General features: G+C 54.8%; 17 protein-coding genes and 3 rRNA genes. 1 reads left to right on the forward strand and 19 read right to left on the reverse strand.

Annotated elements, in window-relative coordinates:
• The first annotated feature begins 35 nt into the window (after positions 1–35).
• Positions 36–815, forward strand: coding sequence for a lysophospholipid acyltransferase family protein (locus BLV61_RS15195; protein WP_090466173.1), 780 nt, complete (start codon positions 36–38; stop codon positions 813–815).
• A gap of 192 nt (positions 816–1007) precedes the next feature.
• On the opposite strand, the gene BLV61_RS15200 is transcribed toward BLV61_RS15195, so the two are convergent.
• The 19 genes from BLV61_RS15200 to BLV61_RS15290 all read right to left on the reverse strand — a co-directional run bounded on the left by BLV61_RS15200 (position 1008) and on the right by BLV61_RS15290 (position 24467).
• Positions 1008–1979, reverse strand: coding sequence for an oligopeptide/dipeptide ABC transporter ATP-binding protein (locus tag BLV61_RS15200; RefSeq protein WP_090466175.1), 972 nt, complete (start codon positions 1977–1979; stop codon positions 1008–1010).
• Positions 1979–2962: an ABC transporter ATP-binding protein gene (locus BLV61_RS15205; protein ID WP_047535672.1), complete on the reverse strand. Its 984-nt coding sequence runs from the start codon at positions 2960–2962 to the stop codon at positions 1979–1981. Before BLV61_RS15205 ends, BLV61_RS15200 begins: the two co-directional genes overlap by 1 nt.
• Before the next feature lie 2 nt (positions 2963–2964).
• Positions 2965–3846, reverse strand: a complete 882-nt coding sequence (ddpC, locus tag BLV61_RS15210; protein ID WP_047535662.1) for a D,D-dipeptide ABC transporter permease — start codon at positions 3844–3846, stop codon at positions 2965–2967.
• Between the two features lies 1 nt (position 3847).
• Positions 3848–4864, reverse strand: a complete 1017-nt coding sequence (locus BLV61_RS15215) for an ABC transporter permease (RefSeq protein WP_047535659.1) — start codon at positions 4862–4864, stop codon at positions 3848–3850.
• Positions 4865–4938: 74 nt separating this feature from the next.
• A complete protein-coding gene (locus BLV61_RS15220; RefSeq protein WP_047535655.1) occupies positions 4939–6519 on the reverse strand; it encodes an ABC transporter substrate-binding protein in 1581 nt (526 codons plus the stop codon).
• A 153-nt stretch (positions 6520–6672) separates the two neighbouring features.
• Positions 6673–7233 carry a D-alanyl-D-alanine dipeptidase gene (gene ddpX, locus BLV61_RS15225; protein ID WP_090466177.1) on the reverse strand — a complete coding sequence of 187 codons (561 nt, stop codon included), beginning with the start codon at positions 7231–7233 and terminating at the stop codon, positions 6673–6675.
• A gap of 29 nt (positions 7234–7262) precedes the next feature.
• Positions 7263–8123, reverse strand: coding sequence for a MurR/RpiR family transcriptional regulator (locus tag BLV61_RS15230; protein ID WP_047535648.1), 861 nt, complete (start codon positions 8121–8123; stop codon positions 7263–7265).
• Between the two features lie 407 nt (positions 8124–8530).
• Positions 8531–8646 (reverse strand): 5S ribosomal RNA (gene rrf / locus BLV61_RS15235).
• Positions 8647–8801: 155 nt separating this feature from the next.
• Positions 8802–11693 (reverse strand): 23S ribosomal RNA (locus BLV61_RS15240).
• A gap of 313 nt (positions 11694–12006) precedes the next feature.
• Positions 12007–13543: ribosomal RNA gene (locus BLV61_RS15245) — 16S ribosomal RNA — on the reverse strand.
• Together the 16S, 23S and 5S rRNA genes form the textbook arrangement of a ribosomal RNA operon.
• A 777-nt stretch (positions 13544–14320) precedes the next feature.
• Positions 14321–15514: a hypothetical protein gene (locus tag BLV61_RS15250; protein ID WP_090466180.1), complete on the reverse strand. Its 1194-nt coding sequence runs from the start codon at positions 15512–15514 to the stop codon at positions 14321–14323.
• A 73-nt stretch (positions 15515–15587) separates the two neighbouring features.
• Entirely contained in the window at positions 15588–16625 is a 1038-nt protein-coding gene (locus tag BLV61_RS15255; RefSeq protein WP_090466183.1) for a helix-turn-helix transcriptional regulator, read from the reverse strand.
• A 150-nt stretch (positions 16626–16775) separates the two neighbouring features.
• The gene (locus tag BLV61_RS31940) at positions 16776–17954 is read right to left on the reverse strand and encodes an AAA family ATPase (protein WP_341865087.1); all 1179 of its coding nucleotides are present in this window, start codon (positions 17952–17954) and stop codon (positions 16776–16778) included.
• Positions 17955–18023: 69 nt separating this feature from the next.
• Positions 18024–18884 (reverse strand): AAA family ATPase, encoded by an 861-nt coding sequence (locus BLV61_RS31945; protein ID WP_341865088.1) that lies wholly within the window; start codon positions 18882–18884, stop codon positions 18024–18026.
• Positions 18885–19531: 647 nt separating this feature from the next.
• Positions 19532–21904, reverse strand: coding sequence for a TOTE conflict system archaeo-eukaryotic primase domain-containing protein (locus tag BLV61_RS15270; protein ID WP_090466185.1), 2373 nt, complete (start codon positions 21902–21904; stop codon positions 19532–19534).
• A 128-nt stretch (positions 21905–22032) separates the two neighbouring features.
• Positions 22033–22890, reverse strand: a complete 858-nt coding sequence (locus BLV61_RS15275) for an Nmad3 family putative nucleotide modification protein (RefSeq protein WP_090466187.1) — start codon at positions 22888–22890, stop codon at positions 22033–22035.
• On the reverse strand, positions 22875–23549 hold the full coding sequence (locus tag BLV61_RS15280) for an Nmad2 family putative nucleotide modification protein (protein ID WP_090466189.1): 675 nt from the start codon (positions 23547–23549) through the stop codon (positions 22875–22877). Before BLV61_RS15280 ends, BLV61_RS15275 begins: the two co-directional genes overlap by 16 nt.
• A gap of 155 nt (positions 23550–23704) precedes the next feature.
• Entirely contained in the window at positions 23705–23920 is a 216-nt protein-coding gene (locus BLV61_RS15285; protein ID WP_090466191.1) for a hypothetical protein, read from the reverse strand.
• Between the two features lie 187 nt (positions 23921–24107).
• Positions 24108–24467: a hypothetical protein gene (locus BLV61_RS15290; RefSeq protein ID WP_090466193.1), complete on the reverse strand. Its 360-nt coding sequence runs from the start codon at positions 24465–24467 to the stop codon at positions 24108–24110.
• Positions 24468–24516 lie beyond the last annotated feature (49 nt).

The following is a 24516-nucleotide window of genomic DNA, read 5'->3' on the forward strand; positions in this document are numbered from 1 at the left end:
TAGGACGGGCAGTTCCCGCAACGGTAAACGTCACCATGTCGATATTGCAGGCCATCAGAACCTTCCTCTTTTACCTGCTGCTGGGCACCAGTTCGTTGCTGTGGTGCAGCCTGAGCTTTTTTGTCGCGCCGTTTTTGCCATTCAAGGCGCGTTATCGCTTCATCAACGTTTACTGGTGCCGCTGCGCCTTGTGGCTGAGCAAGGTGTTCCTGGGTATCCGTTACGAAGTGAAAGGCGCCGAGAACGTGCCCGACCAGCCCTGCGTGATTCAATCGAACCATCAGAGCACCTGGGAAACATTCTTTCTCTCGGCCTACTTCGAGCCGTTGAGCCAGGTGCTCAAGCGCTCGTTGCTGTATGTCCCTTTTTTCGGCTGGGCCATGGCCATGTTGCGACCGATTGCAATCGACCGTGACAACCCGAAAGCCGCACTCAGGCAAGTCGCAAAGAGGGGCGATGAGTTGCTCAAGGATGGCGTCTGGGTGCTGATCTTTCCTGAAGGAACACGGGTCCCTTACGGCACCATCGGGAAGTTCTCTCGCGGCGGCACCGCACTGGCGGTCAATGCCGCACTTCCGGTGCTGCCCATTGCCCACAACGCCGGCAAGTTCTGGCCAAAAACCGGCTGGGCGAAGAAGCAAGGTGTCATTACCGTGATCATCGGCAAGCCGATGCATGCCGAGGGTAGCGGGCCGCGCGCCATTGCCGAGCTTAACGATCGGGTTCAGGCCTGGAACGAGCAGATGCAACGGGAAATGGGATCACTTCCACCCGCCCCACAAGCCCCGGTGGCCAGCGATCAAGTGGCTGTCTGAGCTCTGTGGATAACCTGTGTGCCGTTTTGCTGATACAGGCCACACTTTTCTGTTAAGACTATGATTTAACTATATATTTCTTAACTTCATAAAATTCTGAAAAATGTGCATAGGTTTTCCAGAAGGTCAAAAAAACCGGCTAATAAAGCCGGTTTTTTTATGCGCCACAACAGGCTGTCCGCCGACAGGAAATCAGCCTTGTAAATGACACCGCGCCCGCTGCCGCTCGTCTCCCTGCAGGACCTGGGGTTTGTCACAGCCAACGGTGCACAGGCTGCACCGATCTCGAAAGAAGCAGCCAGTCGGCAGATGACGGTTACCCGGCAATTCGGTAGGCGCCGCCACCTGCTCTTCATGCAGCGCAACGCCCAGTCGTGGAACTGCTTCGAGTAACAGGCGGGTATAGGGATGGCGTGGCTGATCGAGCACCTGGGCAGCTTGGCCCAGCTCGACGATTTGCCCCAAATACATCACCGCAACCCGGTCTGCCATATGACGCACGACGGACACGTTATGGGAAATCAGGATGTAGGTCAGGTTGCGGGCGCGTTGCAGCTCTGCGAGCAGGTTGAGGATCTGCGCCTGAACCGAGATATCCAGCGCCGATGTAGGTTCGTCGAGGACGATAATATCCGGGTCGGAGGACAGGGCCCGGGCAATGGCAATCCGCTGACGCTGGCCGCCGGAGAACTGGTGGGGGAAGCGATCCAGGTATTCCGGTCGGATACCGACCTGGGACGCGACCTTGGCTGCCACCTCACGCATCTGTGCCCGATCGCCATGACCCCGGGCGTACAGTGGCTCGGTGATGATTCGCCAGATCGGCAGACGCGGGTCGAGCGAAGACTGGGGGTCCTGGAACACAATCTGCACGTTGTTGCGGCCTTCGCTGCCGGTGCGACTGGCCCAGCTCAAATCGCCGCTGCTGGGCGCAATCAAGCCCATCAACAATTGCGCCAATGTGCTTTTTCCACAGCCTGACTCACCCACGATCCCCAGGGTTTCGCCCGCTCGTACCTGAAGATCAATGCCATTGAGAGCGTGAGCAAAGCCTCGCGGCCGACCCAGCCAGTCGTTACTGACGGGGAAACGCACACGAACATCGTTGAGTTGAAGAATCGGGGGAGCCATGTCGATAGCCCTATGAAGGACAGCATTGTTCATCACGAAAGCTCCTTGACGGGCAACCAGCAAGCGCTTTTACGTTGGTCGTTGATGGCATTGAGGGTAGGACGTTTGGCACAGACCGGCATGGCGTAAGAGCACCGCTCCTGAAACGTGCAGCCCTCGGGTAAAGAGGCGAGGTTGGGGACTTGCCCGGGAATGGTCAGCAACGGCTGGCCCGGCTCCACCATTTCCGGAAGGCCGCTGAGCAGCCCACGGGTATAAGGGTGTTGCGGATTGTTCATCACGTCGACGGTGCGGCCTTCTTCGACCACAGCGCCGGTGTACATGACATACACCCGGTCACAGAACTGCGACACCAATGCCATGTCATGGGTGATGAGCAAAATGGCAGTCCCCCGTTGCCTGGCCTTTTCTCGCAGCAGCAACAGCACCTGGCGTTGCACCGTGACGTCGAGCGCGGTGGTCGGCTCGTCGGCGATCAAGAGTTGCGGTTCACAGGAGAACGCCAGCGCAATCATCACCCGTTGACGCATGCCCCCGGACAGTTCGAACGGGTAGCTCTCCAATACGTGCTCGGGGCTGGCGATGTGCATGTCGCGCAACAGGGCAATCGCCTTGAGCCGCGCCTGGGCCGCACTGATTTTCTGGTGATGGATGATCACATCGAGCATTTGTCGACCGATGCGCCGGGTCGGGTTCAGGGCGGTCATCGGCTCCTGGAAAATCATCGCCGCATCGCGTCCGCGAATCTGCAGCAGTTCCTTTTCAGGCGTTGTGAGCATGTCGCGGCCGAGCATGCTGAGGCTGCCCGCGGTAATGCGATAGCTGCGCTCGGGCAGCAGACGCATGCTGAGCATGGCCGTGACCGACTTGCCCGACCCGGACTCGCCCACCACGCCGACGATTTCGCCGGGATTGACGTGCAACGTCACGCCGTTCAAGGCTTTCACATTGTTTTTGTAAGCCGGGAATTCCAGGCTCAGATTGTCGATGGCCAGCACTGGGCTCGAAGTCTGCATTGTCATTTCCCCTGTTGCCGTGGGTCGAGCAGGTCGCGTACACCATCGCCCAGCAGGTTGAAACCGGTTGCGGTGATCAGAATCGCCATGCCTGGAAAGGTCGAATACCACCAGTTATCGAGGATGTAATTGCGCCCGGTGGCGACCATTGCGCCCCACTCGGCGGTTGGCTGTTGCGCGCCCAGGCCGATGAATCCAAGGGCCGAGGCCATGAGGATGGCGCTACCGATATCCAGGCTCAGTTGCACCAGCAAGGGCGGCATTGCGTTTCGCGCCACGTGCCAGTGCACCACGTGCCAGCGTCCGGCCCCGAACGTATGGGCGGCCTTGACGTACCCCATCTGTCGAATACTCAAGGCCTGGCCACGGGCCAGCCGTACGTAGGATGGGATTCGCACCAGGGTAATGGCCAGCATGGCGTTGAATAGACTCGCGCCCAATGCGGCCGCCAATGCCATGATCAGCACCAGTGACGGGACCGAAAGCATGATGTCCATCAGGCGCATGATGAAGGCGTCGAAACGCCCACCGATCACCCCCGAAAAGCACCCTAGCAGCCCGCCGATGAAACAGGAGGCGAAAGCCACGAACAGGCCGACGCCCACCGACTGCTGGCTGCCGAACAGCACCCGGCTGAACAGGTCGCGACCCACTTCATCAGTGCCAAACCAATGGTCGGCGGATGGCGGCGCCAGGCGTTCGCCGAGGTTCAGTGCATTCGGGTCGTGGCTGGCGAGCCAGGGCGCGAAGATCATGCACAGCAGTACGATAGAAGTGATCAACAGGCCCGCCATGGTCAGCGGGCTCCGGCGGATCTGGTAAGCCAGGTAGGCGAGTTTTTCAGCCCTGCGCGGGCCACGTGCCGCCGTCAGAGTCACAGACATTTCAATTCACCTCGCCGATGCGTGGGTCGATCACGCGATACAAAAGGTCGATAGCCATGTTCAACAGGACATAGATGAACGAAACCAGAATCGCAAAGCCCATCACCGCCGGGAAATCCAGCGACTGGATCGACTTGACCACATAGGCCCCCATGCCGGGCCAGGCAAATACGGTTTCGGTCAGTACCGCGCCGTACAACAAATCACCCAGGGTCAACCCAAGGACGGTCACCGAAGGGATGAGGGCGTTGGGCAGGGCGTGACGCAGGATCACTGTCCACCGGGACAGGCCATAGGCGCGCGCGGTGCGGATGTAGTCCTCGCCCAATTGATCCAGCATGGCCGAGCGGATCTGCCGGGCGACTACCCCCAGGGTCACGAAGCCCAGCGTTGCGGCTGGAAGAATCAGGTGTTCGGCCGCATCGAGAAACAGTCGGACATCCCCCGCCAGCAGCGAGTCGATCAGGTAAAAACCCGTGATCGTCGGTGGCGGCGAGAGCCCTTCAGATAGCCGGCCACCACCGGGCAGCCAGCCCAGATGGCCGTAGAACAACACGATTGCACCGAGGCCGAGCCAGAAGGCCGGGGTGGAAATACCGGTGACCGCCAGGGTCCGGGCGATCTGATCGATCAGCCGGTTGTGGTAAACCGCTGACAACACGCCCAGCGGCACACCGACCAGAATCGCCAACGTCAGTGCGACCAACGCCAGTTCCAGTGTGGCCGGGAAGAACGCTTGCAAGTCCTCCAGGACGGGACGGTTGGTGCGTATCGAGGTTCCCAGGTCCCCGTGCAACAGATCCATCAGGTAGCGACCGTATTGTTGATACAGCGGCAGATCCAATCCAAGTTGATGACGGATGCCGGCCACGAGAGCGTCGCTGGCGCGGTCGCCGGCGATCAATCGGGCAGGGTCGCCCGGGATCAAGTGGGAAATTGAAAAGGTAATCAGCGAAACACCGAACACGACCAACATCAAGCCGAGCAGGCGCTTGCGCAACAATGTCAGGAAGGCCATCTGGCACCTCAGTTACACGAGCGACGAAATCAGAAGCCGCGCCAGCCGCCGGGGGCTGGCGCGAAGGAGCATGTTTACTTGCTCATGCTTCCCAGGTTGAACACCTGTTCGAGCATGGGGTTGAACACGTAGCCCTTGACCGAATCACGCATCGGCAGGGAGTAGCTCTTCTGATAGAGGTAGGCATAGACGCTGTCGTCGAGCACCTTTTTCTGCGCAGTCTGGTAAAGCTCGACGCGTTTGGCGGTGTCGCTGACAGCGGCCGCTTCGCGAATCAGCTTGTCGACTTCCGGGTTGCTATAGAACGAGCGGTTGCCTTGCAGGCCCTGCATCTTGGAGTCGAACCAGAAGTTCATGAACATGTACGGGTCAGCGAAGTCCGGGCTCCAGGTCCCCACCGCGATGTCGTAGTCGGCCTGGCCAACGCGTTCACGCAGGGTGGCGTTGGCGGTTTTCTCCAGTTTGAGGTTGATGCCCAGAGGGGCCAGGGCCGCCTGCAAGGTCAGGCCGATCGGTTCCCAGTTGGCGTCCTTGTCCGAGTACATGTAGTTCAGGTTGGTGATCTTCTGAGGGGCCTTGGCCAGGCTGTTCTTCGCGGCGGCCAGGTCCTGCTTCATCACTGGCAGCGAACTGTCGTAGCCCCACATGCCATCCGGTATCGGCCCGTTCAGCAGCTTGGCCTTGTCCTTGAGAATGCCCTTGACGATGCCGTTGTAGTCCACCGCTTCGGTGATCGCGCGACGGGCGTTGACGTCCGTCAGAGGACCCTTCTTGTTGTTCAGGTACAGGTAAGTGACGCGCAACGAAGGAAAATCTTTGACCACTACGCCGGGCTTGCCGCCCAGTGCGCCCAATTGGTCTTCGGGCATGTCTTCGATGATATCCAGGTCCCCGCGCTCCAGTTGCAGCCGACGCACGGAGGGCTCCGCAATCGTCTTGAGGATCACGGTCTTGAACGCAGGCTTGGGACCGGCGAAGTAGGGATTCGGCTCCATCGTGACGGACTGGCCCTTTTGCCAACTGGTCAGGCGGAAAGGACCGGAGCCTGCGGTGTGACTGGACAGCCAGGCATTGGTTTCGGCGCCCTTGTTGGCCACCAGCGGGTTAACGATCGAGGCGCCGTTGTGGGCCAGGACGAACAGGAAGGGGGCGAACGGCGTTTTAAGCGTAAAGCGGATAGTCTGCGGGTCGATCACCGCCACCACCATGTCCTCCGGGAATGCACCGGACGGCCCTTGCTTGAGGGTCATCAGGCGATCGAAGGAAAACTTCACGGCAGCAGCATCCACTGCGGTGCCGTCATCGAACTTGTTGCCAGGCTTGATCTTGAACTCCCAGACCAGGTTATCCGGCGACACGGTCCAGCTTTCCGCCAGATCCCCTGTCACTTCGGTGCTGCTCTTGTCACCGTCAGTTTTGTAGCTCACCAGACGCTGATAGGACGGGTAGGTGATGGTCCAGTCGTTGTTATCGAAGGTTACCGCCGGGTCGAGCGTTTGTGGGTCGGCGGGCTTGCCGATGACCAGAGTGTCCTGAGCCGTCGCTGCCGAAGCGGCTTGCCAGGCGCCCAGGCTCATCGCGCTGCACAGTAGACCAAGCAGCAGCTTGCTGGTGCGTGGAGAGGTTTTTCGGGTCACGGTGTTCATTGGGGTCATGCCGGTTTCCTTAATCATTCGATGTATGGAAGTACGTCAGGTTTTTTATAAAAGCTATAACCGGGCAGTTGCAGGTGAAGCAGGTAACGCTTGTTGTTATCGCGTTGCGTTGGCTGCGAAACTCTGTGGTTTCGTTATCGGTTTGTTGCGGTTTTAGTTGTTCGAGAACGTGGTCTGGTTGTCGTCCAGCAAGGGGTAATCATCGGCATCCGGAAGTTCGTAATGCCACCACTCAGTGGGAATTGCGCAGAACCCGGACGCGAGCATGATTCCCAGCAACAGCAGACGATTGCGTTGCACGTGAACGGGAAGGTCCGGGTAGAACTGATGGGACTTCTCTTCCATGGTGTCGAAGGCGCTGCCCATATCCAGCGGCTGTCCATCGCTGCCCACCAGGGTCAAATCCACAGCCACGCCACGGCTATGGTGGGAGCCCAAATGGGGATCGCGCACGTAGTTACCGTCAGGCAATGCCTCCCACAATAGAAACTGGGCGAAAGGTGGACGGTAGGCGTCATAAATCCGCAGTGTGTAACCTGCCAGCCGCGCCAGTTCACTGGCCTTGCCCAGGCAGTCGGCCGCTTGGCGATGCAGCAGGCAACGGGCACTCGGGTAAATCACCTTTCCAGCCAGATTGTCGGCACTGGCGTAGATCAGATCGATTTGCACCTGATATCGCTCGGCATCAATCTCTACAAGGGGGCTGTTGTTCACGCAAAAACTCCAGTTGGGATTGGATGGATCTAGCCTTCGAACTGGCCGAAAGCTTTTTGCAATTGTCGGTTTTTGCTCAGGCGTTCATCGAGGCGGTCGCCGAACTTTTCCGCTACGGCCGATACCATCAGGTTCAACAGGCAGGCCAGCGGGGCAGGGGAGTCCCAGAACTGCCCGACATCGGTTTTGAGTTGCAGCAGATCCAGCGGGTAGTCACGTGCCCACGGGCATTGCAGATCGGTGATCAGGGCCAAGGGCAGGTTGTTATCGATGGCGGCGTCGCAGAAGGTCCGGGTCACACTGGAATAGGCCCGGAAATCCGAAATGATTGCGTAGGGGTTGGCAAAGCCGGAATTCAGGGTTTCGGCGTAGATGCCGGACAAGCCGTCGACGTAATAAACCTTGGGCCGGATGTATTCGAGGTGGCTATGAAACGCGGTGAGAATCCCGCGGGTCGACTGGATGCCGAGAATGAATACCGCATCGGCTTCGTAGATGCGCTGCACGATTTCAGCGAAGGCACCGCTGCGCGCCAGGCCATAAACGTGCCGGATGGCCTCGATCTCGCGACTCATGGAACGGTCGAGTGCGTCTTCTCGAGTGCTTTCGGTGCGAAAGGCGCCGATCCGGTCGGTGATCAACCACGACGCCGGCGCTTCGCCGCGCAGACTCTGTTTGACCTCATCGATGTTCTGATAACCCAGCGAACGGAAAAAACGCCCCACGGAAATGCCAGTGGTGGAAGCCTGCTGCGCGATGCTGTCGGCCGACTCGAACGGTAGCTGATCCGGGTTTCCCAACAGGTAACTGGCAATGCGTTTGCCAGTCGGGGTCAGGTTCGAGAACTCTTGCTCGAGCAACTGAAGGAAGCTGTTCTTTTCTGTAGACATGTCAGCGCACCGATCGAGGGATTGTTATTGCGGTGTCATTATCGTTAAACATGTTATATGTATAACATCTATCATCAAGACAACACCACGTTTTTTTCAGGCGCGTTACGCCGAATCCCGAATCCCGGAAAAGTCCGAAAAAAAACCAGCGCAATGCGCTGGTTTTTTTGTTTGGAAAACGCTCGGGAGGGGAGAGCGCAGCGAGTGTTCGGCGACACTCGCTGCAGGGACAAAATCAGTTCCAGAACGGACGCTATTCCCAACCTAAAGAAAAACCCATGATCGCAGGCGTCATGCAGGCCTTGGCACCGAACAAATCATTTCATCCGTACCAATCTCAGGATGCTTTTTCGAGGACAAAAACAAAACCCCTACCTGCATGCGCAGATAGGGGTTTTGGAATTTAATCTTGACGATGACCTACTCTCACATGGGGAAACCCCACACTACCATCGGCGATGCATCGTTTCACTGCTGAGTTCGGGATGGGATCAGGTGGTTCCAATGCTCTATGGTCGTCAAGAAATTCGGGTACCGAACCGTCTTTCGACGCTTCAGCAAATTGGGTATGCGATAGTTTGTGCGGCTTTTGTGAATCGTTGCGAACTTTCGGTTCATTGCGTCTTCACACACCGCAATCTGGTGCCTTTTCAGGTCAGCAAATTGCTTGGGTGTTATATGGTCAAGCCTCACGGGCAATTAGTATTGGTTAGCTCAACGCCTCACAGCGCTTACACACCCAACCTATCAACGTCGTAGTCTTCGACGGCCCTTCAGGGGACTCAAGGTCCCAGTGAGATCTCATCTTGAGGCTAGTTTCCCGCTTAGATGCTTTCAGCGGTTATCTATTCCGAACATAGCTACCCGGCAATGCCACTGGCGTGACAACCGGAACACCAGAGGTTCGTCCACTCCGGTCCTCTCGTACTAGGAGCAGCCCCTCTCAAATCTCAAACGTCCACGGCAGATAGGGACCGAACTGTCTCACGACGTTCTAAACCCAGCTCGCGTACCACTTTAAATGGCGAACAGCCATACCCTTGGGACCGGCTTCAGCCCCAGGATGTGATGAGCCGACATCGAGGTGCCAAACACCGCCGTCGATATGAACTCTTGGGCGGTATCAGCCTGTTATCCCCGGAGTACCTTTTATCCGTTGAGCGATGGCCCTTCCATACAGAACCACCGGATCACTAAGACCTACTTTCGTACCTGCTCGACGTGTCTGTCTCGCAGTCAAGCGCGCTTTTGCCTTTATACTCTACGACCGATTTCCGACCGGTCTGAGCGCACCTTCGTACTCCTCCGTTACTCTTTAGGAGGAGACCGCCCCAGTCAAACTACCCACCATACACTGTCCTCGATCCGGATAACGGACCTGAGTTAGAACCTCAAAGTTGCCAGGGTGGTATTTCAAGGATGGCTCCACGCGAACTGGCGTCCACGCTTCAAAGCCTCCCACCTATCCTACACAAGCAAATTCAAAGTCCAGTGCAAAGCTATAGTAAAGGTTCACGGGGTCTTTCCGTCTAGCCGCGGATACACTGCATCTTCACAGCGATTTCAATTTCACTGAGTCTCGGGTGGAGACAGCGCCGCCATCGTTACGCCATTCGTGCAGGTCGGAACTTACCCGACAAGGAATTTCGCTACCTTAGGACCGTTATAGTTACGGCCGCCGTTTACCGGGGCTTCGATCAAGAGCTTCGCGTTAGCTAACCCCATCAATTAACCTTCCGGCACCGGGCAGGCGTCACACCCTATACGTCCACTTTCGTGTTTGCAGAGTGCTGTGTTTTTAATAAACAGTCGCAGCGGCCTGGTATCTTCGACCGGCGTGGGCTTACGCAGCAAGTGCTTCACCCTCACCGGCGCACCTTCTCCCGAAGTTACGGTGCCATTTTGCCTAGTTCCTTCACCCGAGTTCTCTCAAGCGCCTTGGTATTCTCTACCCAACCACCTGTGTCGGTTTGGGGTACGGTTCCTGGTTACCTGAAGCTTAGAAGCTTTTCTTGGAAGCATGGCATCAACCACTTCGTGTTCTAAAAGAACACTCGTCATCAGCTCTCGGCCTTAGAATCCCGGATTTACCTAAGATTCCAGCCTACCACCTTAAACTTGGACAACCAACGCCAAGCTGGCCTAGCCTTCTCCGTCCCTCCATCGCAATAACCAGAAGTACAGGAATATTAACCTGTTTTCCATCGACTACGCTTTTCAGCCTCGCCTTAGGGACCGACTAACCCTGCGTCGATTAACGTTGCGCAGGAAACCTTGGTCTTTCGGCGTGGGTGTTTTTCACACCCATTGTCGTTACTCATGTCAGCATTCGCACTTCTGATACCTCCAGCAAGCTTCTCAACTCACCTTCACAGGCTTACAGAACGCTCCTCTACCGCATCACCTAAGTGATACCCGTAGCTTCGGTGTATGGTTTGAGCCCCGTTACATCTTCCGCGCAGGCCGACTCGACTAGTGAGCTATTACGCTTTCTTTAAAGGGTGGCTGCTTCTAAGCCAACCTCCTAGCTGTCTAAGCCTTCCCACATCGTTTCCCACTTAACCATAACTTTGGGACCTTAGCTGACGGTCTGGGTTGTTTCCCTTTTCACGACGGACGTTAGCACCCGCCGTGTGTCTCCCATGCTCGGCACTTGTAGGTATTCGGAGTTTGCATCGGTTTGGTAAGTCGGGATGACCCCCTAGCCGAAACAGTGCTCTACCCCCTACAGTGATACATGAGGCGCTACCTAAATAGCTTTCGAGGAGAACCAGCTATCTCCGAGCTTGATTAGCCTTTCACTCCGATCCACAGGTCATCCGCTAACTTTTCAACGGTAGTCGGTTCGGTCCTCCAGTCAGTGTTACCTAACCTTCAACCTGCCCATGGATAGATCGCCCGGTTTCGGGTCTATTCCCAGCGACTAGACGCCCTATTAAGACTCGCTTTCGCTACGCCTCCCCTATTCGGTTAAGCTCGCCACTGAAAATAAGTCGCTGACCCATTATACAAAAGGTACGCAGTCACAGAACAAAGTCTGCTCCCACTGCTTGTACGCATACGGTTTCAGGATCTATTTCACTCCCCTCTCCGGGGTTCTTTTCGCCTTTCCCTCACGGTACTAGTTCACTATCGGTCAGTCAGTAGTATTTAGCCTTGGAGGATGGTCCCCCCATATTCAGACAAAGTTTCTCGTGCTCCGTCCTACTCGATTTCATGACTAAGAGATTTTCGCGTACAGGGCTATCACCCACTATGGCCGCACTTTCCAGAGCGTTCCGCTAATCTCAAAGCCACTTAAGGGCTAGTCCCCGTTCGCTCGCCACTACTAAGGGAATCTCGGTTGATTTCTTTTCCTCAGGGTACTTAGATGTTTCAGTTCCCCTGGTTCGCCTCTTAAGCCTATGTATTCAGCTTAAGATAACCATCTTATGATGGCTGGGTTCCCCCATTCAGACATCTCCGGATCAAAGTCTGTTTGCCGACTCCCCGAAGCTTTTCGCAGGCTACCACGTCTTTCATCGCCTCTGACTGCCAAGGCATCCACCGTATGCGCTTCTTCACTTGACCATATAACCCCAAGCAATCTGGTTATACTGTGAAGACGACATTCGCCGAAAATTCGCGCTGCTCAATAAAGAGCAACTCACAAATTTTACCTTAGCCTGATCCGTTACCAGTGAAAGTAACGTTCAGTCTATCTTTCTATCACATACCCAAATTTTTAAAGAACGATCTAATCAAAGACTAGAAATCAATATTCACACTGGAATATTCATTTCTAAACTCTAACGAAGCAGACCACCTTAAAAGCTGGCCTCTCGTCTTCTTCAATGAATCAAGCAATTCGTGTGGGAACTTATGGAGCAGCTGAGTCGTCGATTAAGGAGGTGATCCAGCCGCAGGTTCCCCTACGGCTACCTTGTTACGACTTCACCCCAGTCATGAATCACACCGTGGTAACCGTCCTCCCGAAGGTTAGACTAGCTACTTCTGGTGCAACCCACTCCCATGGTGTGACGGGCGGTGTGTACAAGGCCCGGGAACGTATTCACCGCGACATTCTGATTCGCGATTACTAGCGATTCCGACTTCACGCAGTCGAGTTGCAGACTGCGATCCGGACTACGATCGGTTTTGTGGGATTAGCTCCACCTCGCGGCTTGGCAACCCTCTGTACCGACCATTGTAGCACGTGTGTAGCCCAGGCCGTAAGGGCCATGATGACTTGACGTCATCCCCACCTTCCTCCGGTTTGTCACCGGCAGTCTCCTTAGAGTGCCCACCATTACGTGCTGGTAACTAAGGACAAGGGTTGCGCTCGTTACGGGACTTAACCCAACATCTCACGACACGAGCTGACGACAGCCATGCAGCACCTGTCTCAATGTTCCCGAAGGCACCAATCCATCTCTGGAAAGTTCATTGGATGTCAAGGCCTGGTAAGGTTCTTCGCGTTGCTTCGAATTAAACCACATGCTCCACCGCTTGTGCGGGCCCCCGTCAATTCATTTGAGTTTTAACCTTGCGGCCGTACTCCCCAGGCGGTCAACTTAATGCGTTAGCTGCGCCACTAAGAGCTCAAGGCTCCCAACGGCTAGTTGACATCGTTTACGGCGTGGACTACCAGGGTATCTAATCCTGTTTGCTCCCCACGCTTTCGCACCTCAGTGTCAGTATCAGTCCAGGTGGTCGCCTTCGCCACTGGTGTTCCTTCCTATATCTACGCATTTCACCGCTACACAGGAAATTCCACCACCCTCTACCATACTCTAGCTTGTCAGTTTTGAATGCAGTTCCCAGGTTGAGCCCGGGGCTTTCACATCCAACTTAACAAACCACCTACGCGCGCTTTACGCCCAGTAATTCCGATTAACGCTTGCACCCTCTGTATTACCGCGGCTGCTGGCACAGAGTTAGCCGGTGCTTATTCTGTCGGTAACGTCAAAATTGCAGAGTATTAATCTACAACCCTTCCTCCCAACTTAAAGTGCTTTACAATCCGAAGACCTTCTTCACACACGCGGCATGGCTGGATCAGGCTTTCGCCCATTGTCCAATATTCCCCACTGCTGCCTCCCGTAGGAGTCTGGACCGTGTCTCAGTTCCAGTGTGACTGATCATCCTCTCAGACCAGTTACGGATCGTCGCCTTGGTGAGCCATTACCTCACCAACTAGCTAATCCGACCTAGGCTCATCTGATAGCGCAAGGCCCGAAGGTCCCCTGCTTTCTCCCGTAGGACGTATGCGGTATTAGCGTCCCTTTCGAGACGTTGTCCCCCACTACCAGGCAGATTCCTAGGCATTACTCACCCGTCCGCCGCTGAATCAGAGAGCAAGCTCTCTTCATCCGCTCGACTTGCATGTGTTAGGCCTGCCGCCAGCGTTCAATCTGAGCCATGATCAAACTCTTCAGTTCAAACATCTTTGGGTTTTGAGAAAACCCTAAACTTGGCTCAGCAATCGTTGGTTACATCTTTGATTTCTCGCGGAGTAACTTGTGATGCTGATAATCTGTTGACTAGCAGTCTGACTCCACAAGCACCCACACGAATTGCTTGATTCAGTTGTTAAAGAGCGGTTGGCTAAGATCTTTCGTCTCAACCGAGGCGCGCATTTGACAGCGACCCCTCAGACAACACCCTTAAAAGCCACTGATTTTATTAATAAAATCAATTACTTAAGCTTCAAGCAACTTCAGGTTGCTCGTTAGCGGGAGGCAAATAGTACAGTATTAAAATATGCTGTCAACCCCCCCATCTATAATTCGTCCAGCGAGCTGGCCGTGCACACTGGCAGCAGATGTGGACTGACGGATTTGGCGAATACCCGATGGCCGTGGTGGTCGCCGACGATGCTGAGGCGATGTTGTGCAGGCCGGTTTCGCCTTGCTGCATTTCACCCGTATGGGCTCTTGGTGATTTCGTTCGCGAAACGTCGGCCAAGTACTTGGCCGAGGACTGACCATAGACCAGTGTGATGTGCATTTGCGCCAGTTGCGATGACAGGTTGCGGCGCTCGCTCTACTGTTCGAGCACGAAACCTGTGGTGTGCGCTGAAAGGTTGTTCAAGCACACCCACTGATCACCAATGTGTTGGGGCGCAGATTAGCGTGAGGCGTCTTAATACCGCTCTTCGCAACACATCAGAGATACTCATAAACTCAGCGCGCTAACCTGCTGTCAAAGCGAGCTCCTCACGATGTCAAAAAATCCTCAGGGAAAGCCTCGCGTATTCCCATCCACAGGCCTAACCAGCTGGTTTCGACGGAGTCACTCTTAGACTTCGCCCGGCGTCGGGTCAGAATTTTCAACTCACTTATTTCGTGCTGCTGAGCTTTCAGGGGTGAGACTTTCAACCACACAGGTTTCGAGTCACCCCAAGGGGTTTTCCACACATGCGGGGTTTCCAACTTGGCGGCCCGTACTGACACATGGGCAGGTGCGGAGTCTCGCCGGAGCACTAACCATGCCTGCAATGCCTTTCGACACTCAGCTTCAAGAGTCTTGTAGTTGTCGACTGTGAACTCAATGGCATAGTCATCCGCATCGCTTAAGCGAACACGAAACCGTCTCGTTTTTTTTTCGGCCAATCTGAGCTCACCAGTTTTGTCGGCAGCTTGCGAAATAGGTGGTTGATATTGCACTGCCCAGAGCAAACGCTCGCTACGGAGACGCAGCCGGTGGATATAAAGATAGCGGCCCAGAGTGATTGCTTGGTTACGAACCTTCCCTAGGTCACGCTGCTCGCTCTCGACCGATGCTTGGCTTTCCCGCAGCATGTCGCCCTGGATGGATAGATCTGGCGTTATGATGCCTGCTCTCTTGGCATCCGCCAGCAGTTGCAGTGCCCAAGCCGTATTGATCTGACCGACAAGCCCCACATGCAGTGGGAGCGCACCCGTCACGGCATGGTTTTCATGGCCTTCACAGGCCGAATAGGTGAAACAACCCGCTGCAGACAACCCTTTGACCAGCAGAGCAATATGCGTGTCCAGCACGGCGACAGAGATCTTCTGACCATGCGCACGGCGTTTGAAATTGCTTGGTCGAGCGTCGATCAAATTACCACCGGACTCCCGTTGCACATGCCATGAGCCAAACAGCTTAGCGACTTGCCAAGGCGCCAGGCACTGATCAACTGCTTCCAGGCGCAATGGCAGGCTGGTGGACGGCGTTTTTTTTAGGCCACCCAGATCGAGTTGCGCGAGCATTTCCCGAAGAAACTCACTGTCCGCCTGGTCATGACCGACTTGTTGACGGCGACGACTACCGCCATGGTCATCGCGTAAAAAAGCATTATCCGTCAAGTAGATATCTTGACCGTTGGTTTCTATTAGAAACCCTCGATCTAATAGTGCAGACGAGAGGAGGGTGGAGAGATCACTCATTGAAAGCTCCAGAAAAGCCTTATGCTGCAGTAGAGGGCATGGTCGTGAAGAACGAGCTATTCGTAGCTGTAGGCTAAGTACAGGCCTCTTGGCCCACCTCGTGACAACCCTCGTACTGAGCCGCCGCTTGTTTGAGTTTTGTGGCGATCTGCTCACGCAGATATTGCGGTGCTTCAACTATCAGAGCGTCGCCTTGGGAGAGAATCCACCACTGCAATTGCCACGTATCACTGATAGTTGCCCGCAGACGGTAACCCTCCGTGAGTTTTTCCAGGGTCATATCGGATGACAGAGGTGTCTCCCGAAGCAGGCGCACTAGGCTGTCACTGAGCCGTGCCTGCAGGCTGATTTTGGCAGTACTGCCAAACTGAAGAGCATTACTGGCCAGGTATTCCTGCAAATCGAAGCCATCCAGGCCCTGAGCGGGACTCGGCAGAGTTTCGGCCTGACGAAAACGATGGATAGCGTACTGGCGGACATCGGCATAGGGTGGCGCGGTACCAATCAGATAAGTGATGGGCCCCCGCTGCACCAAGGCGAGAGGATTGAGAACCATCTCCCGTTCTTTATCATTGTGGGCCGAGTAATAGCGGCATTGCAGTTGTTTTTCCTGCAGCAAAGCAGCCCGCAAGGTTTCCAGGATGTTGTCTGGCGTATTCGGTGGCAGAAGGCTCATATCGGGGCTGACACTCGCAACTTTGCCTAGCCAGCGTACTGTCTGGTTGTCCTCCGCCAGGCTTTCCAGTTTTTTCCTGGCGAACCGGAAGCGCGGTTCCAATGCCCTCAACATGCTACCTGGCAAGAGCGGTCGGATCGCATCTTCGACCAAGACGAGACTCAGGGCCTCGCCCATGCTTATGCCTGGCAAGCTCACACTGGCCCCCTCAGCCCAGTACCATCCATAAGGGGTGCCTTTATCGTTACACTGCAGCGGGAATAGTCTGGATAGCGCGACCAGGTCACGCTCGATGGTGCGCTTACTGATTTGGTATCCAGCCTCCTGCATTCCATCAAGCAATTCCGTCGTGGTAAGCCCTGGGCTACGAGAAGGGATTTTCTGCAGTAAATCCCATTGCCGGGTTGTGGCGTCGTGTACTGATGAAGATGGCAAGACTGGCTCCCTGTCAGTTGTAGTGAGGCAAGCATGATGATCCTCACCAATATATGTGGCAATTGGACATTATGGCGGCCTGGTGATGCGGACATCTGCTCGCTCTACCATTCAACCTTTTCCCAGTGGCAGGAGACCGGGTAGAAACAGCTAGTTCACGAAACCGATAGGGCGCTGCACGGGCATCTTGAGGCGGCTTTCCGCAAGCAGGGCTTGAGCAACCTCTTCTGCGCTGGCAAATGGCTTGAAGCGCGCGCGCCGAGCAATCACGGCGAAATCACCTGGAGTCAAATTAGCCTCCCTCGAGAGCCGCAAACCGCTGGCTTTGGCAGGGTCCTTGAGTTTTAGGGTTTGTAGATGTGCATTGAACAGCGTCTGGATCTGAAGGGGTTTCAGAAAGCCAAAATGAATCTTTAAATCGAATCGGCGCAACGAGGCTTCGTCGAGGTCGCACATCAGATTGGTCGAGGCGATGAACAGCCCTCGATAGCTCTCCATCTGCGTGAGCATTTCATTGACGGCCGTGACTTCCCAGCTCTGTGTGGCTTTTTTTCGATCCTGTAGGAAGCTGTCGACTTCGTCGAGCAGCAATACCGCTTGTTCCTCACTGGCCTTCTCAAAGGCCCTGGCCAGGTTCTGCTCTGTCGTGCCCACATAAGGTGAAACAAGATCGGACACGCGCTTCACCATCAGCGGTTTCTCCAGCTCTTGGGCAATCCAGTGGCCAAAGGCCGTCTTGCCTGTCCCTGGAGGGCCATAGAAGCAAAGGCGCGCCACCGGGTGCTTGCGTAGGCCGTCAATCAATCCGTCGACGGGAAAATCCGCATTGATCAGACTCGGGGAGTAGTAGCTCGGCAGCTGCTGCACATGGTGACGGCCCAGTTGCTCGAAGCCCTGGGCTTTTAGCGTCGCATCCACCAGGCACTCGACCGTGGCATCCAGGCGCTTTCCCGCGCGTGGGTGCAGGCTACGTGCGATGCGAGCCGCCCGGGCGATTACGGCGGGGGTCATCTCCTCATGCTCCGCCAGTTTATCCACCAGTACCTCGCTCAGACGATCGCCCCCGCACTCTCGGACAATCTGTTCCCGTTGACTCTTGGGTGGGTTTGGCAGTTCGATTACCACGTCAAAGCGGCGGATATAGGCGTTGTCCAAGCACTCAATGTCGTTGCTCAGCCAGAAGCAGGGCAGGCTGTTCTCTTCCAGCATGCGATTAATCCAGCCTTTCTGGGTTTTGCTCTTGCCAGAAAAAGGCAATGGCGAGGTGCCAAAGATGTCCTCAATTTCATCTAGTAGTAATAGGGTCTTCTGCGACTGCAATGCACTCATTGCCGAACGCAGGGCGCACAGACGCTGATGGGCGCTGACTGGGTCGCCGTCGCTGTCGGTACAGGCGATCTAATAGAGCGAAGCCCCTAGCAGGCGGGCAAGCAGGCGACTCAGTTGGGTCTTGCCGGTGCCGGGCGGACCGTACAACAGAATGTTCACGCCATGGCGACCTTCGGCTAAGGCTTTTTTCAGGTAGGTGGTGGCAATTTCAAGGGAGCGTCCCAGATGCTGGTAGTCCTTCTCGCTCAAATGGCCGAGCGGGCTGAGACGGAAGGCGTACTTGAACAGTTCAATGGGTTGCCCATGGCCGAAGCGCAACTGCTGGAGAAAGTCAGAGCTTTCAATGACCAAGCGGCTGCTCAGGGTGCTCACGGTGCAAGATCGCGCATTGACCTCAATCAGTCCGGCACGAGCTAACCGCCCCTCATTGGCCAGGTAGGGAAGAAGATCCTCTTGAGGGATGTCGATAAGTGTGGACAGTACCCTCATTGTTCGGTTGAAACCGAGCGCGCCAAGTTGGTCTGAGGCATCGTTGAGGCAGGGATCGGTATGCAGCAGTACGCAGAAAGCCAGTATGCGCTGCTCGACGGCATCCAACCCGATCAACTGGCCGAGCGCCTGTACATTCGCCTGCAGCCTGTCCGGGTAACCTACTATGGGGAACGCCAGGTCGAAGGCCAGGCGCTCGCGCTTGAGTCGGCGCAAAGCCAGCGCGGGGCTGAAATCGTCTGCATCGACCAACTCTTGCAGGCCAAGCTCTGCAGCGATTTCATCGTCGTTGAAATGATGTCGCTGAATGAAGTTTCGGTGTCCGCCGAGATCGAGCATCAGCATAAACACCCATTTCAGTGACAGCGCACACGTATCGGAGGAGTGTGGCCCTGATGCGCGGAGGGTGGTAGAACTGGCCGAACGACGACGTATGGACATGAGGCATTTCCTGTACCGAATGTAGCGTCATTCTGGCGCAGGAGCGCGTCATCTTATGTCGCAACCATATGGAAGCAGCCTCTAATCCCGTCTAGCGATAGCTGGAGATCAGGTCGCTTCGTTGCATAGTTAGGTGTAGATCAGCGCCTCGAAGTAGGCGCCTTTCTCGCGCTCAGTAACGGATGCAGAGCGGTAGGTGTTGAGCAGGGCTGCAAGGGCGGACAAAGAATTCCATTTGAATAATGGTAGGCGCCACGAGCGCCAAATCGCAGCAGTTTACCAACTCAAATAGAGGAGGGTAGCCAAAAGAAAACCCCGATAGACCAGCAGGTCTATCGGGGTTTTCTGTCCCAACTTGACGTCAGGGGCTTTGGCCAAGTCGCTTAACTTCGACCGAAGCAGCAATTAACTTTGACCACCTACAATCTGGATGTCGATGGGCATATTAAGTGTCATGGATACCCTAGGTGGAATCAGGGCTCCACGTGGAAAATGGGCACCATAAATGTCGCAGATGAGCCGTAATTAGTGTCGTTTTGCGGTTATTTGACCATATTAAATGTCGTTTCCGGAACCGGCATCCTTACCATACTGAAGGAGCTTGCTGCCTGCATCCAAAATCGAAATCCAAGGGACCGACTGTGCTGCTAGAGCAAGTCCATAGTGGCTAGAGAGTCAGCCATTCGGTATCCCATCGCTTTGTACCCCGCCTGCCGCTTATCCCACATCCTCATCAACGCGACATTACCCGCGTCTACAAAGTCAATCACTCGCACGTCGGCCTTATCGGCATGCGCTCGATGTAACCGGCCTGCGTATTGCTGAAGAATTCCTTTCCAAGAGATAGGCATTGCCAGCACCAATGTGTCCAATGCTGGATGGTCGAAGCCTTCACCAACTAGCTTTCCAGTTGCAACGAGGACGCGTGGAGCATCAGGTGGCAGCGAGTCAAGATCGTGCATGCGGGCGATTCGCTGCTTTTTTGGCACACGCCCATGAAGTGTAAAAAGGTTGTGCACGCGCCCCTTCAATTCAGTCTCAAGTGCATCCACATGTTCAGTACGCTCAGTCAGCACCAAAATCTTCCTACCTTGGCTAAAGGCTAGCTCAACCTCGGAGACAATTTTGGCTGTACGCTCGACATCGTCGGCTAAACGTCGAAATACATCCTGAATCCCTGAGCCATCGGGGACGACAATGGGCTTGGAAAGTAATCGGGGCACCACAGACAAATCATGAGGGGCACTTGCCGGTCGAGTAGCAGAGTGCCGGACCGGTCCGCATTGCATAAAGATGATAGGTTGCTGCCCATCACGTCGTATTGGAGTTGCTGTAAGTCCCACCACATACCTTGCAACAGCACTTCTCAGTAACGACTCGAACGAGACCGCTGACACGTGATGGCACTCATCAACTATGATCTGGCCGTAGTTTTTTACCGTATCGCTGACCTCACCTTTTCGCGATAAAGACTGCATTACAGCGATATCGATGACACCTGTGGGTTTAGCCTTTCCACCACCGATAGTACCCACGACTTCATTGCCAACACCCAGAAATGCATGCAAACGCTCTTGCCATTGCCGTAGCAGCTCAGTCCTATGCACGAGCACCAATGTATTAACACTACGCTTCGCTATCAACGCGGCGGCAGTTACGGTTTTGCCAAATGCTGTCGGCGCACACAGAATACCGACGTCATGACTAAGCATCGAGCTGACCGCAACTTCCTGATCAGAACGCAACGTGCCGAGAAAACTCACGTCGATGGGGTCACCCGCAAAGCGTTCATCTTGGAATTCAGCGGTGATTCCATTTTCCTCCAGAAGCTCCAGAGCTGCATCCAAGCATCCACGTGGTAAGGCGATGTGTTTAGGGAAATTTTGCGCGCAGCCAATGATCCGAGGCTTGTTCCAGACGGACATTCGCATTGCCTGGGCTTTGTAAAACTCAGGGTTTTGAAATGCCGCGAGTCGGACAAGCTGGTTTGCCAAGGGTTGCGGTAACTCCGATTTTTCGAAGTACACCAGGTTTGCCAATGTGATACGGAGAGACGCAGGTAACGGGCAAGTCAACTTATGCGATCTCGTATCGCGGCCTTTCCAAGGCTCTGCATCCCCCTCGTCCTCGACATACGCGACGCCTACAGGATCACGGTTACCCATCGCCCGGATAATAGCCGGCTCAATATCCCCAGGGCTCATCCGCTGAACGGAGGCTAGAAAGGCCCATTGATCGGAATGAGGTTCCAGTGACTCATCTACAAATACGCTGTTATTTTGCGCCCTTGCACGCTTTTGCAAAGGCAGAGCAATGAGGTTCCCAAAGCCACCCTTCGGCATATAGTCCTGGTTTGGAAACAGTCGATCATAGGAACTGAGTGCCAATTGGCGAGTACGCTCACAGGCATGACTGATGATCGAAGCACCTAGGCGGCGTGCATCAAAAGCAGAAACATTACGGTCGAAAAAAATCCACGCATGAGCACCATTGCCTGAGCGTGAAATCTCCAATGCCACTGGGACATTTAGCTCATGACACGACTGAACAAAAGCTCGGGCATCATCACGCCATTCAGCTTCATCGAAGTCGACGGCCAGAAAGTAACAGGTGTCATCAGGGAGCAAAGGATAGATACCAACCACCACGTCGCCTGCCAAGTGACGAAAAATCACCTCATCAGTCAGCGGCAGCAATTGACGATTGCCGCAATCGCCACATTTGATTCGCGGCTTCTCACAAACCCCAGGGCGCCATTCGTTAGCACAGGCTGGCGCGTATCCTGACTTGCCGGCCCTACTTTCCCAACGGATGGGATAAACGTCGGCTCTACCGCGAAACAGGTTTCTGAATAGGTCAACCTTGGCATCTGTATTGAGCAGCCGCGAAGCCTCAATTTGAGCAACCGGTATCTTCACCGGCTCAACAGGCAGGTGCCAATCAATCCCATGAGCGTCAAGCAAGGCAATTAGCCTCGCGTTCTCAGCTTGTAATGTCGCCAGCAGATTGGCGTCTGTCACAGCTTTCCACCTCTACCATGCAGAACCAGCGCACAACCCAGCGCTGCTGACCTCAATCCAACAGAAACATAGCGGTTATCAAAAGTCCAAGATTCTGATCTCGCATCCACGATGCTTGAGCGGCGTCTCTAATGTCCAACGACTTCAAGCAGTCCCTTAATCCACGCGATGGGCTCCGGCTTTCCTTTGGAGTCAAACACAAACTCTTGCCCTCGCGCTGCGCTTTTGAGAAGACAGAATTCCCCATCGGAAGTCCAACGATTCAGGTCTGGATGGAAGCTCAACATAGATATTCCGTCACTAGGGAACAACCAAGACGGCAACCGCCATCGAGTTGGATTCTTGGCACCTGGTGCTGTGAGCATCAGGGCTTCATGAATACGGGGAAACACCCCTGCACCAGGAGTATTCGTCAGCTGCCCATCAAAAACCAAACGGTCAGCTGCCAAATACAGTGTGTTCGCCTTGTCTTTACCATAAGAGAAATGGGGGTGATAGCGCGCCCAGGGAATGGCCGTATCAGCTAAATCATCCACTTTCAAAACTTCTCCGATTTGAAGCCATCCCCAAATAACGTGCCGAGCGGGTTCACTTCTAATGAATCGCCAGACACCATCAATTTTTTCGACGGTTCGGAAAGAACCAAAAAAAATGAAGATATCCCCAGCTTGTACCTTTTGATTGAGCAGGTGCCCCTGTGCACTACCAGTCTGACCGAGTAGAGGCCGCCATCCAGGCCGCCGTTTCAACGCTGTGTGACGCAAATCGGGATCCAGATGGGCGAAATGTCGCATACGCTTCGGATCATCTGTTAATTGCGCAACCAGCTCGCCCACATCAAGCCCATCGAACTGGATATCGGAATATCCAATAGACGAAGCTTTGTCTGGAATAGGTAGGGAAAACAAGCGTCCATCCGGTAGGATTGGACTGGGGCAACCACCGGCAGCTGAATCAAAACCCTTTCGACTTAAGATGATCCGCATCGACGTTCTCCACAGGGAGTTCTGGTCAGCACTTCGTCTTCCGGCCAATTCGTCGGGTTGCTATGTCGCCCTGGCTGATAGCAGTCTTTAATGTATTGGATGAAACGCAAGGCCTGTTCAGGTGGCGTCAAACGCCCGTGTGCTGACTGCCCCTTCGGTAACCATGGCCGACACTCGGCGGGAATGCTAATTGCGTGAGCGCCAAAGTAGTAAAACGTATCTGCCACCAAAACGTACTGACCTGAAATATCTCGTTTTAGGTCGAATACGCTAGGCCCAGAATCGGCCCAGTGGTTTGGATTCTTGAGTTGTTCGAAGTGTGAAAACTCGCATGCGCCAGTTACTAAGGGACGGTAGATATTGTCTCCTGCCTTGGGTACAGGCCCAGACAATTGCATGTCCGGAATCTTGTCTTGAAAACGAGGATCGTTGAAGTAATCACGCAAATGACGCTTCTCGCCAACCCGCATAAGGTAAATCAATCGCTCTTCACCGACGCGATCACCGGTCAGTGCCATTGACGTGAAACCTGCAATCCATTGACCTACATGCTTGGCCCGACGCATCATGGGTTTACAGGTCGCAAGGGTAAGTGTCCAACCAAACGGGTTAGGTGCGAATCCAGTGTCATGAGTCATCTTGTAGCTGAACAACTGCATCAGGGCCTCCTTACTCGATGAGTCCACAACCCCAAGGGTAACCAACGTCGCATCGGTAAACCGCTCTATCAACCCGGATTCGTAGTCGAGCTTCGGAGAGTTCTCAGACGGTCATGATCACGAGATGAGCTGGTCAATTCCGAAGCAAATGGCTGTTAGCCAATGTTGAGATTCTTCAGTCGGGCCAGGCCCTGCTTGATATGACCGGCGTTTTCACCTATCGCCTCCAGCGCACCTCGAACATTCCCTCCAACCTCCGCTGAGCCACGCTGCTCCACCCAGAGCGTTAGCTCCATCACAGCCGCCTCCAAGGCCAACTGGTTGTGGTAAATCCTTTCTAGAACTTCCTGTAACGAATACTCAGCTGCCATGGTTTCGACTCCTTCGAAAAAATTCAGCATAGCAGCGGGAATGCTCGCGATAGCGCTTCGTAGCTGCCACTTATATTTGAGAAGGACGACGGCTAGTGCTCAACAACATCTTGTCGTGAGTTGGTTGATGGCATGCTCGGAGAGCTTAGATGAGCAGGCCTCCATTAAAGTCCAAAACACAATCACTTCAGTCCGGCTCAGGTTCGGTCACCACCGACAAGCAGCAGTCAATCGCATCCACTGCCCGCATCAGATCAATCCTCAGTGACGGAAGCGTGGTGCGCATTACAACACTGTTACGCTCGGCCATCTCTAGGAAGCTAGCCAAGGCGGCATCGGAGTGTTGAACAAGACGCGCCAAGTGTTCGCCACGAGGGCCGCAAGTTCCTTTTAACCAGTTTTTGGCCGTTCGTTCGTTTGCGTTCGTCCACCTCATGAGTGTCTTCACGGCCTGGTGCGTCGAACCCAACTCACCTTGTAACGCTACCGCCAACCCCGACGCATACTCTTGTCTGTTCGGAAAAGTTTTGCCCTTTTTAGGAAACATTTTTCCCCCTTTGATCCTCTATGGTTGAAAGACACACCGCTTGCTTGAG

The organism is Pseudomonas mohnii, assembly GCF_900105115.1.
GTDB lineage: Bacteria > Pseudomonadota > Gammaproteobacteria > Pseudomonadales > Pseudomonadaceae > Aquipseudomonas > Aquipseudomonas mohnii.

Excerpts from the sequence above, each read along its gene's own strand:
- BLV61_RS15215 (WP_047535659.1), bottom strand. The coding sequence starts at position 4,864 with ATGGCCTTCCTGACATTGTTGCGCAAGCGCCTGCTCGGCTTGATGTTG.
- BLV61_RS15195 (WP_090466173.1), top strand. The coding sequence starts at position 36 with ATGTCGATATTGCAGGCCATCAGAACCTTCCTCTTTTACCTGCTGCTG.
- ddpC (WP_047535662.1), bottom strand. The coding sequence starts at position 3,846 with ATGTCTGTGACTCTGACGGCGGCACGTGGCCCGCGCAGGGCTGAAAAA.
- BLV61_RS15220 (WP_047535655.1), bottom strand. The coding sequence starts at position 6,519 with ATGACCCCAATGAACACCGTGACCCGAAAAACCTCTCCACGCACCAGC.
- BLV61_RS15285 (WP_090466191.1), bottom strand. The coding sequence starts at position 23,920 with ATGGCAGCTGAGTATTCGTTACAGGAAGTTCTAGAAAGGATTTACCAC.
- BLV61_RS31940 (WP_341865087.1), bottom strand. The coding sequence starts at position 17,954 with ATGAGTGCATTGCAGTCGCAGAAGACCCTATTACTACTAGATGAAATT.
- BLV61_RS15200 (WP_090466175.1), bottom strand. The coding sequence starts at position 1,979 with ATGAACAATGCTGTCCTTCATAGGGCTATCGACATGGCTCCCCCGATT.
- BLV61_RS15275 (WP_090466187.1), bottom strand. The coding sequence starts at position 22,890 with ATGCGGATCATCTTAAGTCGAAAGGGTTTTGATTCAGCTGCCGGTGGT.
- BLV61_RS15205 (WP_047535672.1), bottom strand. The coding sequence starts at position 2,962 with ATGCAGACTTCGAGCCCAGTGCTGGCCATCGACAATCTGAGCCTGGAA.
- BLV61_RS15290 (WP_090466193.1), bottom strand. The coding sequence starts at position 24,467 with ATGTTTCCTAAAAAGGGCAAAACTTTTCCGAACAGACAAGAGTATGCG.
- BLV61_RS15230 (WP_047535648.1), bottom strand. The coding sequence starts at position 8,123 with ATGTCTACAGAAAAGAACAGCTTCCTTCAGTTGCTCGAGCAAGAGTTC.
- BLV61_RS15250 (WP_090466180.1), bottom strand. The coding sequence starts at position 15,514 with ATGAGTGATCTCTCCACCCTCCTCTCGTCTGCACTATTAGATCGAGGG.
- BLV61_RS31945 (WP_341865088.1), bottom strand. The coding sequence starts at position 18,884 with ATGTCCATACGTCGTCGTTCGGCCAGTTCTACCACCCTCCGCGCATCA.
- BLV61_RS15280 (WP_090466189.1), bottom strand. The coding sequence starts at position 23,549 with ATGCAGTTGTTCAGCTACAAGATGACTCATGACACTGGATTCGCACCT.